The organism is Vibrio tasmaniensis (genome assembly GCF_024347635.1).
In the GTDB taxonomy this organism is placed as follows: Bacteria; Pseudomonadota; Gammaproteobacteria; order Enterobacterales; family Vibrionaceae; genus Vibrio; species Vibrio tasmaniensis.
Genome location: NZ_AP025510.1, coordinates 2,903,410 through 2,918,032 on the forward strand (window position 1 = coordinate 2,903,410; position 14,623 = coordinate 2,918,032).

Here is a 14,623-nt window from a genome sequence, read left to right on the forward strand (position 1 = left end):
ATATATCAGATTCAGAAAGCAAAAAGGCTCTAGCATTTCTGCTAGAGCCTTAAATATGGCAGGGGTGGAGAGATTCGAACTCCCAACACGCGGATTTGGAATCCGCTGCTCTGCCAATTGGAGCTACACCCCTATTTTCAGTTTTAAAGAGCTGAAACTCTGAATAAGTGGCGGAGTGGACGGGACTCGAACCCGCGACCCCCGGCGTGACAGGCCGGTATTCTAACCAACTGAACTACCACTCCGCAGTGGTCAACTCACTAAGTGAGCGTCCATATCTCCAGGTTGGTCAACCTAAAGATTTAATTTAAAGCCTGGCGATGTCCTACTCTCACATGGGGAAACCCCACACTACCATCGGCGCTATTGTGTTTCACTTCTGAGTTCGGCATGGAATCAGGTGGGTCCACAATGCTATGGTCGCCAAGCAAATTTTAAAATTCGGAAAGCTTATTTAAAAGTATTTCTCTTCAAACGCATTCAAGGTCTGGTCTTTCTATTGAGTCCACAAAACCCCTTGGTTGTTGTATGGTTAAGCCTCACGGGCAATTAGTACAGGTTAGCTCAATGCCTCGCAGCACTTACACACCCTGCCTATCAACGTCGTAGTCTACGACAACCCTTTAGGACACTTATAGTGCCAGGGAAAACTCATCTCAAGGCTCGCTTCCCGCTTAGATGCTTTCAGCGGTTATCGATTCCGAACTTAGCTACCGGGCAATGCCATTGGCATGACAACCCGAACACCAGAGGTTCGTCCACTCCGGTCCTCTCGTACTAGGAGCAGCCCCTTTCAATTTTCCAACGCCCACGGCAGATAGGGACCGAACTGTCTCACGACGTTCTAAACCCAGCTCGCGTACCACTTTAAATGGCGAACAGCCATACCCTTGGGACCGACTTCAGCCCCAGGATGTGATGAGCCGACATCGAGGTGCCAAACACCGCCGTCGATATGAACTCTTGGGCGGTATCAGCCTGTTATCCCCGGAGTACCTTTTATCCGTTGAGCGATGGCCCTTCCATTCAGAACCACCGGATCACTATGACCTGCTTTCGCACCTGCTCGAATTGTCATTCTCGCAGTCAAGCGGGCTTATGCCATTGCACTAACCACACGATGTCCAACCGTGTTTAGCCCACCTTCGTGCTCCTCCGTTACTCTTTGGGAGGAGACCGCCCCAGTCAAACTACCCACCAGGCACTGTCCGTAATCCCGATTCAGGGACCAACGTTAGAACATCAAAACTACAAGGGTGGTATTTCAAGGACGACTCCACCACATCTAGCGACGCGGTTTCATAGTCTCCCACCTATCCTACACATGTAGGTTCAATGTTCAGTGCCAAGCTGTAGTAAAGGTTCACGGGGTCTTTCCGTCTAGCCGCGGGTACACTGCATCTTCACAGCGATTTCAATTTCACTGAGTCTCGGGTGGAGACAGCGTGGCCATCATTACGCCATTCGTGCAGGTCGGAACTTACCCGACAAGGAATTTCGCTACCTTAGGACCGTTATAGTTACGGCCGCCGTTTACCGGGGCTTCGATCAAGAGCTTCGACCGAAGTCTAACCCCATCAATTAACCTTCCGGCACCGGGCAGGCGTCACACCGTATACGTCATCTTACGATTTTGCACAGTGCTGTGTTTTTAATAAACAGTTGCAGCCACCTGGTATCTGCGACTCTCGTCTGCTCCATCCGCAAGGGACTTCACTGATAAGAGCGTACCTTCTCCCGAAGTTACGGTACCATTTTGCCTAGTTCCTTCACCCGAGTTCTCTCAAGCGCCTTGGTATTCTCTACCCGACCACCTGTGTCGGTTTGGGGTACGATTCCTTACAATCTGAAGCTTAGAGGCTTTTCCTGGAAGCATGGCATCAATGACTTCACTACCGTAGTAGCTCGACATCGTATCTCAGCGTTAATGAAAGTCCGGATTTACCTAAACTTTCCGCCTACGTACTTGAACCTGGACAACCGTCGCCAGGCCCACCTAGCCTTCTCCGTCCCCCCATCGCAATTGTAAGAAGTACGGGAATATTAACCCGTTTCCCATCGACTACGCCTTTCGGCCTCGCCTTAGGAGTCGACTTACCCTGCCCCGATTAACGTTGGACAGGAACCCTTGGTCTTCCGGCGAGGGAGTTTTTCACTCCCTTTATCGTTACTCATGTCAGCATTCGCACTTCTGATACCTCCAGCAGCCCTTACAGACCACCTTCAACGGCTTACAGAACGCTCCCCTACCCCACATACCCTAAGGTACGTAGCCGCAGCTTCGGTGTATAGCTTAGCCCCGTTACATCTTCCGCGCAGGCCGACTCGACCAGTGAGCTATTACGCTTTCTTTAAATGATGGCTGCTTCTAAGCCAACATCCTGGCTGTCTGAGCCTTCCCACATCGTTTCCCACTTAGCTATACTTTGGGACCTTAGCTGGCGGTCTGGGTTGTTTCCCTCTCCACGACGGACGTTAGCACCCGCCGTGTGTCTCCCGGATAGTACTTACTGGTATTCGGAGTTTGCAAAGGGTTGGTAAGTCGGGATGACCCCCTAGCCTTAACAGTGCTCTACCCCCAGTAGTATTCGTCCGAGGCGCTACCTAAATAGCTTTCGGGGAGAACCAGCTATCTCCAGGTTTGATTGGCCTTTCACCCCTAGCCACAAGTCATCCGCTAATTTTTCAACATTAGTCGGTTCGGTCCTCCAGTTGATGTTACTCAACCTTCAACCTGCCCATGGCTAGATCACCTGGTTTCGGGTCTAATCCTAGCAACTGTACGCCCAGTTAAGACTCGGTTTCCCTACGGCTCCCCTAAACGGTTAACCTTGCTACTAAAATTAAGTCGCTGACCCATTATACAAAAGGTACGCAGTCACACCACGAAGGTGCTCCTACTGCTTGTACGTACACGGTTTCAGGTTCTATTTCACTCCCCTCACAGGGGTTCTTTTCGCCTTTCCCTCACGGTACTGGTTCACTATCGGTCAGTCAGTAGTATTTAGCCTTGGAGGATGGTCCCCCCATATTCAGACAGGATATCACGTGTCCCGCCCTACTCGTTTTCACTGATTATGAGATGTCGATTACGGGGCTATCACCCTTTATTGCGGCACTTTCCAGAGCCTTCATCTGTCTCATTAAAAGCTTAAGGGCTAATCCAATTTCGCTCGCCGCTACTTTCGGAATCTCGGTTGATTTCTCTTCCTCGGGGTACTTAGATGTTTCAGTTCCCCCGGTTTGCCTCCTGCTGCTATGTATTCACAACAGGATACTTACTTATGCAAGTGGGTTTCCCCATTCAGGAATCCCAGACTCAAAAGGTTATTACTACCTAATCTGGGCTTATCGCAAGTTATTACGCCTTTCATCGCCTCTGACTGCCAAGGCATCCACCGTGTACGCTTAGTCACTTAACCATACAACCCGAAAGGGTCTTAGTGTATGGCAACTAACCAAGGTTTTTGGTTGTCATCAAGAAGGGTTAATTCTTGATAACTGTTTGCCGGACTCAATTGTGATTCAAAACAAGTTTGAATCGAATACAAGACACTTGAATGTGTTTGTTGTGTTTATACCGTTCTTATTAACTAAGAGCAGATAAACATTGAGAACTTTTAAATTTGATTGAATTACTCGTAAGTAATCAATCAGTCAGCTTTCCAAATTGTTAAAGAGCTAGATTTCTTTCGAAACCATTTTTAAATATTTTCAGATAAAAACACTTAAAGATGGTGGAGCTATGCGGGATCGAACCGCAGACCTCCTGCGTGCAAGGCAGGCGCTCTCCCAGCTGAGCTATAGCCCCATCTTTGTTTCTAGTCGATATTGGTGGGTCTGAGTGGACTCGAACCACCGACCTCCCGCTTATCAGGCGAGCGCTCTAACCAGCTGAGCTACAGACCCAATATCGTCTCTTTTACTTTCTAAACCTAATCAATCTGTGTGGACACTCATCGTGGTATCTTCGTATAAGGAGGTGATCCAGCCCCAGGTTCCCCTAGGGCTACCTTGTTACGACTTCACCCCAGTCATGAACCACAAAGTGGTGAGCGTCCTCCCCGAAAGGTTAAACTACCCACTTCTTTTGCAGCCCACTCCCATGGTGTGACGGGCGGTGTGTACAAGGCCCGGGAACGTATTCACCGTGACATTCTGATTCACGATTACTAGCGATTCCGACTTCATGGAGTCGAGTTGCAGACTCCAATCCGGACTACGACGCACTTTTTGGGATTCGCTCACTATCGCTAGCTTGCTGCCCTCTGTATGCGCCATTGTAGCACGTGTGTAGCCCTACTCGTAAGGGCCATGATGACTTGACGTCGTCCCCACCTTCCTCCGGTTTATCACCGGCAGTCTCCCTGGAGTTCCCGACATTACTCGCTGGCAAACAAGGATAAGGGTTGCGCTCGTTGCGGGACTTAACCCAACATTTCACAACACGAGCTGACGACAGCCATGCAGCACCTGTCTCAGAGCTCCCGAAGGCACACCTGCGTCTCCGCTGGCTTCTCTGGATGTCAAGAGTAGGTAAGGTTCTTCGCGTTGCATCGAATTAAACCACATGCTCCACCGCTTGTGCGGGCCCCCGTCAATTCATTTGAGTTTTAATCTTGCGACCGTACTCCCCAGGCGGTCTACTTAACGCGTTAGCTCCGAAAGCCACGGCTCAAGGCCACAACCTCCAAGTAGACATCGTTTACGGCGTGGACTACCAGGGTATCTAATCCTGTTTGCTCCCCACGCTTTCGCATCTGAGTGTCAGTGTCTGTCCAGGGGGCCGCCTTCGCCACTGGTATTCCTTCAGATCTCTACGCATTTCACCGCTACACCTGAAATTCTACCCCCCTCTACAGCACTCTAGTTCACCAGTTTCAAATGCAGTTCCGAGGTTGAGCCCCGGGCTTTCACATCTGACTTAATGAACCACCTGCATGCGCTTTACGCCCAGTAATTCCGATTAACGCTCGCACCCTCCGTATTACCGCGGCTGCTGGCACGGAGTTAGCCGGTGCTTCTTCTGTTGCTAACGTCAAGATATGCAGCTATTAACTACACACCCTTCCTCACAACTGAAAGTACTTTACAACCCGAAGGCCTTCTTCATACACGCGGCATGGCTGCATCAGGCTTGCGCCCATTGTGCAATATTCCCCACTGCTGCCTCCCGTAGGAGTCTGGACCGTGTCTCAGTTCCAGTGTGGCTGATCATCCTCTCAGACCAGCTAGGGATCGTCGCCTTGGTGAGCCATTACCTCACCAACTAGCTAATCCCACCTAGGCATATCTTGACGCGAGAGGCCCGAAGGTCCCCCTCTTTGGCCCGTAGGCATTATGCGGTATTAGCCATCGTTTCCAATGGTTATCCCCCACATCAAGGCAATTTCCTAGGCATTACTCACCCGTCCGCCGCTCGACGCCCATTAACGCACCCGAAGGATTGTTAGTGTCGTTTCCGCTCGACTTGCATGTGTTAGGCCTGCCGCCAGCGTTCAATCTGAGCCATGATCAAACTCTTCAATTTAAGATTTTGTGACTCAACGAATACTGACTTCAAAACTATTCTTTATAAATAAAGAGTGTAATTTTAAAGCTATTACCATTCCAACAGAATGATAATGAATTGACTGTGCCAAATAACCGAGGTTATTCGTATTGGTCACTCAGTTCATTGAAATCAATTTTGTTACCGAAGTAACTGTTACTACCTAAGTAATAACGTTTTGATATTCATCAACGAGTGCCCACACAGATTGATAGGTTTAAATTGTTAAAGAGCTTTGCTTTCAGTGCTTTAGCACGTAAGCAGGACGCGTATAATACGCTTTCCACTTTGAAAGTCAACATAAAATACTAAGAAAACTTAGAACTCTATGGTGACTTGTCTACTTAGTAGACAAAGTCGAAATTAAAGCCTGGCGATGTCCTACTCTCACATGGGGAAACCCCACACTACCATCGGCGCTATTGTGTTTCACTTCTGAGTTCGGCATGGAATCAGGTGGGTCCACAATGCTATGGTCGCCAAGCAAATTTTAAAATTCGGAAAGCTTATCTAAAAGTCTCTTCAAACGCATTCAAGGTCTGTCTTTGAGTCCACAAAACCCCTTGGGTGTTGTATGGTTAAGCCTCACGGGCAATTAGTACAGGTTAGCTCAATGCCTCGCAGCACTTACACACCCTGCCTATCAACGTCGTAGTCTACGACAACCCTTTAGGACACTTATAGTGCCAGGGAAAACTCATCTCAAGGCTCGCTTCCCGCTTAGATGCTTTCAGCGGTTATCGATTCCGAACTTAGCTACCGGGCAATGCCATTGGCATGACAACCCGAACACCAGAGGTTCGTCCACTCCGGTCCTCTCGTACTAGGAGCAGCCCCTTTCAATTTTCCAACGCCCACGGCAGATAGGGACCGAACTGTCTCACGACGTTCTAAACCCAGCTCGCGTACCACTTTAAATGGCGAACAGCCATACCCTTGGGACCGACTTCAGCCCCAGGATGTGATGAGCCGACATCGAGGTGCCAAACACCGCCGTCGATATGAACTCTTGGGCGGTATCAGCCTGTTATCCCCGGAGTACCTTTTATCCGTTGAGCGATGGCCCTTCCATTCAGAACCACCGGATCACTATGACCTGCTTTCGCACCTGCTCGAATTGTCATTCTCGCAGTCAAGCGGGCTTATGCCATTGCACTAACCACACGATGTCCAACCGTGTTTAGCCCACCTTCGTGCTCCTCCGTTACTCTTTGGGAGGAGACCGCCCCAGTCAAACTACCCACCAGGCACTGTCCGTAATCCCGATTCAGGGACCAACGTTAGAACATCAAAACTACAAGGGTGGTATTTCAAGGACGACTCCACCACATCTAGCGACGCGGTTTCATAGTCTCCCACCTATCCTACACATGTAGGTTCAATGTTCAGTGCCAAGCTGTAGTAAAGGTTCACGGGGTCTTTCCGTCTAGCCGCGGGTACACTGCATCTTCACAGCGATTTCAATTTCACTGAGTCTCGGGTGGAGACAGCGTGGCCATCATTACGCCATTCGTGCAGGTCGGAACTTACCCGACAAGGAATTTCGCTACCTTAGGACCGTTATAGTTACGGCCGCCGTTTACCGGGGCTTCGATCAAGAGCTTCGACCGAAGTCTAACCCCATCAATTAACCTTCCGGCACCGGGCAGGCGTCACACCGTATACGTCATCTTACGATTTTGCACAGTGCTGTGTTTTTAATAAACAGTTGCAGCCACCTGGTATCTGCGACTCTCGTCTGCTCCATCCGCAAGGGACTTCACTGATAAGAGCGTACCTTCTCCCGAAGTTACGGTACCATTTTGCCTAGTTCCTTCACCCGAGTTCTCTCAAGCGCCTTGGTATTCTCTACCCGACCACCTGTGTCGGTTTGGGGTACGATTCCTTACAATCTGAAGCTTAGAGGCTTTTCCTGGAAGCATGGCATCAATGACTTCACTACCGTAGTAGCTCGACATCGTATCTCAGCGTTAATGAAAGTCCGGATTTACCTAAACTTTCCGCCTACGTACTTGAACCTGGACAACCGTCGCCAGGCCCACCTAGCCTTCTCCGTCCCCCCATCGCAATTGTAAGAAGTACGGGAATATTAACCCGTTTCCCATCGACTACGCCTTTCGGCCTCGCCTTAGGAGTCGACTTACCCTGCCCCGATTAACGTTGGACAGGAACCCTTGGTCTTCCGGCGAGGGAGTTTTTCACTCCCTTTATCGTTACTCATGTCAGCATTCGCACTTCTGATACCTCCAGCAGCCCTTACAGACCACCTTCAACGGCTTACAGAACGCTCCCCTACCCCACATACCCTAAGGTACGTAGCCGCAGCTTCGGTGTATAGCTTAGCCCCGTTACATCTTCCGCGCAGGCCGACTCGACCAGTGAGCTATTACGCTTTCTTTAAATGATGGCTGCTTCTAAGCCAACATCCTGGCTGTCTGAGCCTTCCCACATCGTTTCCCACTTAGCTATACTTTGGGACCTTAGCTGGCGGTCTGGGTTGTTTCCCTCTCCACGACGGACGTTAGCACCCGCCGTGTGTCTCCCGGATAGTACTTACTGGTATTCGGAGTTTGCAAAGGGTTGGTAAGTCGGGATGACCCCCTAGCCTTAACAGTGCTCTACCCCCAGTAGTATTCGTCCGAGGCGCTACCTAAATAGCTTTCGGGGAGAACCAGCTATCTCCAGGTTTGATTGGCCTTTCACCCCTAGCCACAAGTCATCCGCTAATTTTTCAACATTAGTCGGTTCGGTCCTCCAGTTGATGTTACTCAACCTTCAACCTGCCCATGGCTAGATCACCTGGTTTCGGGTCTAATCCTAGCAACTGTACGCCCAGTTAAGACTCGGTTTCCCTACGGCTCCCCTAAACGGTTAACCTTGCTACTAAAATTAAGTCGCTGACCCATTATACAAAAGGTACGCAGTCACACCACGAAGGTGCTCCTACTGCTTGTACGTACACGGTTTCAGGTTCTATTTCACTCCCCTCACAGGGGTTCTTTTCGCCTTTCCCTCACGGTACTGGTTCACTATCGGTCAGTCAGTAGTATTTAGCCTTGGAGGATGGTCCCCCCATATTCAGACAGGATATCACGTGTCCCGCCCTACTCGTTTTCACTGATTATGAGATGTCGATTACGGGGCTATCACCCTTTATTGCGGCACTTTCCAGAGCCTTCATCTGTCTCATTAAAAGCTTAAGGGCTAATCCAATTTCGCTCGCCGCTACTTTCGGAATCTCGGTTGATTTCTCTTCCTCGGGGTACTTAGATGTTTCAGTTCCCCCGGTTTGCCTCCTGTTGCTATGTATTCACAACAGGATACTTGCTTATGCAAGTGGGTTTCCCCATTCAGGAATCCCAGACTCAAAAGGTTATTACTACCTAATCTGGGCTTATCGCAAGTTATTACGCCTTTCATCGCCTCTGACTGCCAAGGCATCCACCGTGTACGCTTAGTCACTTAACCATACAACCCGAAAGGGTCTTAGCGTATGGCAACTAACCAAGGTTTTTGGTTGTCATCAAGAAGGGTTAATTCTCAATGACTGTTTGCCGGACTCAATTGTGAATCAAATAAATTTGATTCGAATACAAGACACTTGAATGTGTTTGTTGTGTTTATCAATAAAGATAAACATTGAGAACTTTTAAATTTGATTGAATTACTCGTAAGTAATCAATCAGTCAGCTTTCCAAATTGTTAAAGAGCTAGATTCAAACTAATGAACCATTTTTAAATACTCTGATATAAGAGAATACTTAAAGATGGTATCCCGTAGGGGAGTCGAACCCCTGTTACCGCCGTGAAAGGGCGGTGTCCTAGGCCTCTAGACGAACGGGACACTAGTATCTCTTTTACTTTCTAAACCTAATCAATCTGTGTGGACACTCATCGTGACTATCTTCGTATAAGGAGGTGATCCAGCCCCAGGTTCCCCTAGGGCTACCTTGTTACGACTTCACCCCAGTCATGAACCACAAAGTGGTGAGCGTCCTCCCCGAAAGGTTAAACTACCCACTTCTTTTGCAGCCCACTCCCATGGTGTGACGGGCGGTGTGTACAAGGCCCGGGAACGTATTCACCGTGACATTCTGATTCACGATTACTAGCGATTCCGACTTCATGGAGTCGAGTTGCAGACTCCAATCCGGACTACGACGCACTTTTTGGGATTCGCTCACTATCGCTAGCTTGCTGCCCTCTGTATGCGCCATTGTAGCACGTGTGTAGCCCTACTCGTAAGGGCCATGATGACTTGACGTCGTCCCCACCTTCCTCCGGTTTATCACCGGCAGTCTCCCTGGAGTTCCCGACATTACTCGCTGGCAAACAAGGATAAGGGTTGCGCTCGTTGCGGGACTTAACCCAACATTTCACAACACGAGCTGACGACAGCCATGCAGCACCTGTCTCAGAGCTCCCGAAGGCACACCTGCGTCTCCGCTGGCTTCTCTGGATGTCAAGAGTAGGTAAGGTTCTTCGCGTTGCATCGAATTAAACCACATGCTCCACCGCTTGTGCGGGCCCCCGTCAATTCATTTGAGTTTTAATCTTGCGACCGTACTCCCCAGGCGGTCTACTTAACGCGTTAGCTCCGAAAGCCACGGCTCAAGGCCACAACCTCCAAGTAGACATCGTTTACGGCGTGGACTACCAGGGTATCTAATCCTGTTTGCTCCCCACGCTTTCGCATCTGAGTGTCAGTGTCTGTCCAGGGGGCCGCCTTCGCCACTGGTATTCCTTCAGATCTCTACGCATTTCACCGCTACACCTGAAATTCTACCCCCCTCTACAGCACTCTAGTTCACCAGTTTCAAATGCAGTTCCGAGGTTGAGCCCCGGGCTTTCACATCTGACTTAATGAACCACCTGCATGCGCTTTACGCCCAGTAATTCCGATTAACGCTCGCACCCTCCGTATTACCGCGGCTGCTGGCACGGAGTTAGCCGGTGCTTCTTCTGTTGCTAACGTCAAGATGTGCAGCTATTAACTACACACCCTTCCTCACAACTGAAAGTACTTTACAACCCGAAGGCCTTCTTCATACACGCGGCATGGCTGCATCAGGCTTGCGCCCATTGTGCAATATTCCCCACTGCTGCCTCCCGTAGGAGTCTGGACCGTGTCTCAGTTCCAGTGTGGCTGATCATCCTCTCAGACCAGCTAGGGATCGTCGCCTTGGTGAGCCATTACCTCACCAACTAGCTAATCCCACCTAGGCATATCTTGACGCGAGAGGCCCGAAGGTCCCCCTCTTTGGCCCGTAGGCATTATGCGGTATTAGCCATCGTTTCCAATGGTTATCCCCCACATCAAGGCAATTTCCTAGGCATTACTCACCCGTCCGCCGCTCGACGCCCATTAACGCACCCGAAGGATTGTTAGTGTCGTTTCCGCTCGACTTGCATGTGTTAGGCCTGCCGCCAGCGTTCAATCTGAGCCATGATCAAACTCTTCAATTTAAGATTTTGTGACTCAACGAATACTGACTTCAAAACTAATATTCATGTAAACATGAACATGTAATTCTAAAGCTATTACCATTCCAACAGAATGGTAATGAATTGACTGTGCCGAATAACTACAAGTAGTTAAACGTATTGGTCACTCAGTTCATTGAAATCAATTTTGATTCCGAAGAATCTGTTTTATCTAACGATAAAACGTTTTGATATTCATCAACGAGTGCCCACACAGATTGATAGGTTTAAATTGTTAAAGAGCTTTGCTTTCAGTGCTTTAGCACGTAAGCAGGACGCGTATAATACGCTTTCCACTTTGAAAGTCACCATAAAATACTAAGAAAACTTAGAATTCTATGGTGACTTGTCTACTTAGTAGACAAAGTCGAAATTAAAGCCTGGCGATGTCCTACTCTCACATGGGGAAACCCCACACTACCATCGGCGCTATTGTGTTTCACTTCTGAGTTCGGCATGGAATCAGGTGGGTCCACAATGCTATGGTCGCCAAGCAAATTTTAAAATTCGGAAAGCTTATCTAAAATATCTCTTCAAACTCATTCAAGGTCTGTCTTTGAGTCCACAAAACCCCTTGGGTGTTGTATGGTTAAGCCTCACGGGCAATTAGTACAGGTTAGCTCAATGCCTCGCAGCACTTACACACCCTGCCTATCAACGTCGTAGTCTACGACAACCCTTTAGGACACTTATAGTGCCAGGGAAAACTCATCTCAAGGCTCGCTTCCCGCTTAGATGCTTTCAGCGGTTATCGATTCCGAACTTAGCTACCGGGCAATGCCATTGGCATGACAACCCGAACACCAGAGGTTCGTCCACTCCGGTCCTCTCGTACTAGGAGCAGCCCCTTTCAATTTTCCAACGCCCACGGCAGATAGGGACCGAACTGTCTCACGACGTTCTAAACCCAGCTCGCGTACCACTTTAAATGGCGAACAGCCATACCCTTGGGACCGACTTCAGCCCCAGGATGTGATGAGCCGACATCGAGGTGCCAAACACCGCCGTCGATATGAACTCTTGGGCGGTATCAGCCTGTTATCCCCGGAGTACCTTTTATCCGTTGAGCGATGGCCCTTCCATTCAGAACCACCGGATCACTATGACCTGCTTTCGCACCTGCTCGAATTGTCATTCTCGCAGTCAAGCGGGCTTATGCCATTGCACTAACCACACGATGTCCAACCGTGTTTAGCCCACCTTCGTGCTCCTCCGTTACTCTTTGGGAGGAGACCGCCCCAGTCAAACTACCCACCAGGCACTGTCCGTAATCCCGATTCAGGGACCAACGTTAGAACATCAAAACTACAAGGGTGGTATTTCAAGGACGACTCCACCACATCTAGCGACGCGGTTTCATAGTCTCCCACCTATCCTACACATGTAGGTTCAATGTTCAGTGCCAAGCTGTAGTAAAGGTTCACGGGGTCTTTCCGTCTAGCCGCGGGTACACTGCATCTTCACAGCGATTTCAATTTCACTGAGTCTCGGGTGGAGACAGCGTGGCCATCATTACGCCATTCGTGCAGGTCGGAACTTACCCGACAAGGAATTTCGCTACCTTAGGACCGTTATAGTTACGGCCGCCGTTTACCGGGGCTTCGATCAAGAGCTTCGACCGAAGTCTAACCCCATCAATTAACCTTCCGGCACCGGGCAGGCGTCACACCGTATACGTCATCTTACGATTTTGCACAGTGCTGTGTTTTTAATAAACAGTTGCAGCCACCTGGTATCTGCGACTCTCGTCTGCTCCATCCGCAAGGGACTTCACTGATAAGAGCGTACCTTCTCCCGAAGTTACGGTACCATTTTGCCTAGTTCCTTCACCCGAGTTCTCTCAAGCGCCTTGGTATTCTCTACCCGACCACCTGTGTCGGTTTGGGGTACGATTCCTTACAATCTGAAGCTTAGAGGCTTTTCCTGGAAGCATGGCATCAATGACTTCACTACCGTAGTAGCTCGACATCGTATCTCAGCGTTAATGAAAGTCCGGATTTACCTAAACTTTCCGCCTACGTACTTGAACCTGGACAACCGTCGCCAGGCCCACCTAGCCTTCTCCGTCCCCCCATCGCAATTGTAAGAAGTACGGGAATATTAACCCGTTTCCCATCGACTACGCCTTTCGGCCTCGCCTTAGGAGTCGACTTACCCTGCCCCGATTAACGTTGGACAGGAACCCTTGGTCTTCCGGCGAGGGAGTTTTTCACTCCCTTTATCGTTACTCATGTCAGCATTCGCACTTCTGATACCTCCAGCAGCCCTTACAGACCACCTTCAACGGCTTACAGAACGCTCCCCTACCCCACATACCCTAAGGTACGTAGCCGCAGCTTCGGTGTATAGCTTAGCCCCGTTACATCTTCCGCGCAGGCCGACTCGACCAGTGAGCTATTACGCTTTCTTTAAATGATGGCTGCTTCTAAGCCAACATCCTGGCTGTCTGAGCCTTCCCACATCGTTTCCCACTTAGCTATACTTTGGGACCTTAGCTGGCGGTCTGGGTTGTTTCCCTCTCCACGACGGACGTTAGCACCCGCCGTGTGTCTCCCGGATAGTACTTACTGGTATTCGGAGTTTGCAAAGGGTTGGTAAGTCGGGATGACCCCCTAGCCTTAACAGTGCTCTACCCCCAGTAGTATTCGTCCGAGGCGCTACCTAAATAGCTTTCGGGGAGAACCAGCTATCTCCAGGTTTGATTGGCCTTTCACCCCTAGCCACAAGTCATCCGCTAATTTTTCAACATTAGTCGGTTCGGTCCTCCAGTTGATGTTACTCAACCTTCAACCTGCCCATGGCTAGATCACCTGGTTTCGGGTCTAATCCTAGCAACTGTACGCCCAGTTAAGACTCGGTTTCCCTACGGCTCCCCTAAACGGTTAACCTTGCTACTAAAATTAAGTCGCTGACCCATTATACAAAAGGTACGCAGTCACACCACGAAGGTGCTCCTACTGCTTGTACGTACACGGTTTCAGGTTCTATTTCACTCCCCTCACAGGGGTTCTTTTCGCCTTTCCCTCACGGTACTGGTTCACTATCGGTCAGTCAGTAGTATTTAGCCTTGGAGGATGGTCCCCCCATATTCAGACAGGATATCACGTGTCCCGCCCTACTCGTTTTCACTGATTATGAGATGTCGATTACGGGGCTATCACCCTTTATTGCGGCACTTTCCAGAGCCTTCATCTGTCTCATTAAAAGCTTAAGGGCTAATCCAATTTCGCTCGCCGCTACTTTCGGAATCTCGGTTGATTTCTCTTCCTCGGGGTACTTAGATGTTTCAGTTCCCCCGGTTTGCCTCCTGTTGCTATGTATTCACAACAGGATACTTGCTTATGCAAGTGGGTTTCCCCATTCAGGAATCCCAGACTCAAAAGGTTATTACTACCTAATCTGGGCTTATCGCAAGTTATTACGCCTTTCATCGCCTCTGACTGCCAAGGCATCCACCGTGTACGCTTAGTCACTTAACCATACAACCCGAAAGGGTCTTAGTGTATGGCAACTAACCAAGGTTTTTGGTTGTCATTAAGAAGGGTTAATTCTCAATGACTGTTTGCCGGACTCAATTGTGAATCAAAC

5 tRNA genes and 8 rRNA genes are annotated in these 14,623 nt (G+C 49.5%); all 13 read right to left on the minus strand.

The features are described 5' to 3' along the window. Window positions 1-56: 56 nt before the first annotated feature. The 13 genes from OCV44_RS12885 to OCV44_RS12945 all read right to left on the minus strand — a co-directional run bounded on the left by OCV44_RS12885 (window position 57) and on the right by OCV44_RS12945 (window position 14,514). A tRNA-Trp gene (locus OCV44_RS12885) sits at window positions 57-133 on the minus strand. Between the two features lie 35 nt (window positions 134-168). Further along, window positions 169-245: transfer RNA gene (locus OCV44_RS12890), tRNA-Asp, on the minus strand. 67 nt (window positions 246-312) lie between these two features. Continuing rightward, window positions 313-428, minus strand: a 5S ribosomal RNA gene (rrf, locus tag OCV44_RS12895). A gap of 100 nt (window positions 429-528) precedes the next feature. Beyond that, a 23S ribosomal RNA gene (locus OCV44_RS12900) occupies window positions 529-3,422 on the minus strand. Window positions 3,423-3,735: 313 nt separating this feature from the next. Then, window positions 3,736-3,811: transfer RNA gene (locus tag OCV44_RS12905), tRNA-Ala, on the minus strand. Between the two features lie 21 nt (window positions 3,812-3,832). Continuing rightward, window positions 3,833-3,909 (minus strand) — tRNA-Ile (locus OCV44_RS12910). Between the two features lie 66 nt (window positions 3,910-3,975). Then, window positions 3,976-5,530 (minus strand): 16S ribosomal RNA (locus OCV44_RS12915). A gap of 389 nt (window positions 5,531-5,919) precedes the next feature. Beyond that, window positions 5,920-6,035: ribosomal RNA gene (gene rrf, locus OCV44_RS12920) — 5S ribosomal RNA — on the minus strand. 90 nt (window positions 6,036-6,125) lie between these two features. Next, window positions 6,126-9,019: ribosomal RNA gene (locus tag OCV44_RS12925) — 23S ribosomal RNA — on the minus strand. Window positions 9,020-9,319: 300 nt separating this feature from the next. Continuing rightward, window positions 9,320-9,395, minus strand: a tRNA-Glu gene (locus OCV44_RS12930). Window positions 9,396-9,462: 67 nt separating this feature from the next. Next, window positions 9,463-11,017 (minus strand): 16S ribosomal RNA (locus OCV44_RS12935). Window positions 11,018-11,413: 396 nt separating this feature from the next. After that, window positions 11,414-11,529 (minus strand): 5S ribosomal RNA (rrf, locus tag OCV44_RS12940). 91 nt (window positions 11,530-11,620) lie between these two features. Continuing rightward, a 23S ribosomal RNA gene (locus OCV44_RS12945) occupies window positions 11,621-14,514 on the minus strand. The 16S, 23S and 5S rRNA genes sit together here with 5 tRNA genes alongside, the layout of an rRNA operon. Window positions 14,515-14,623: the final 109 nt, after the last annotated feature.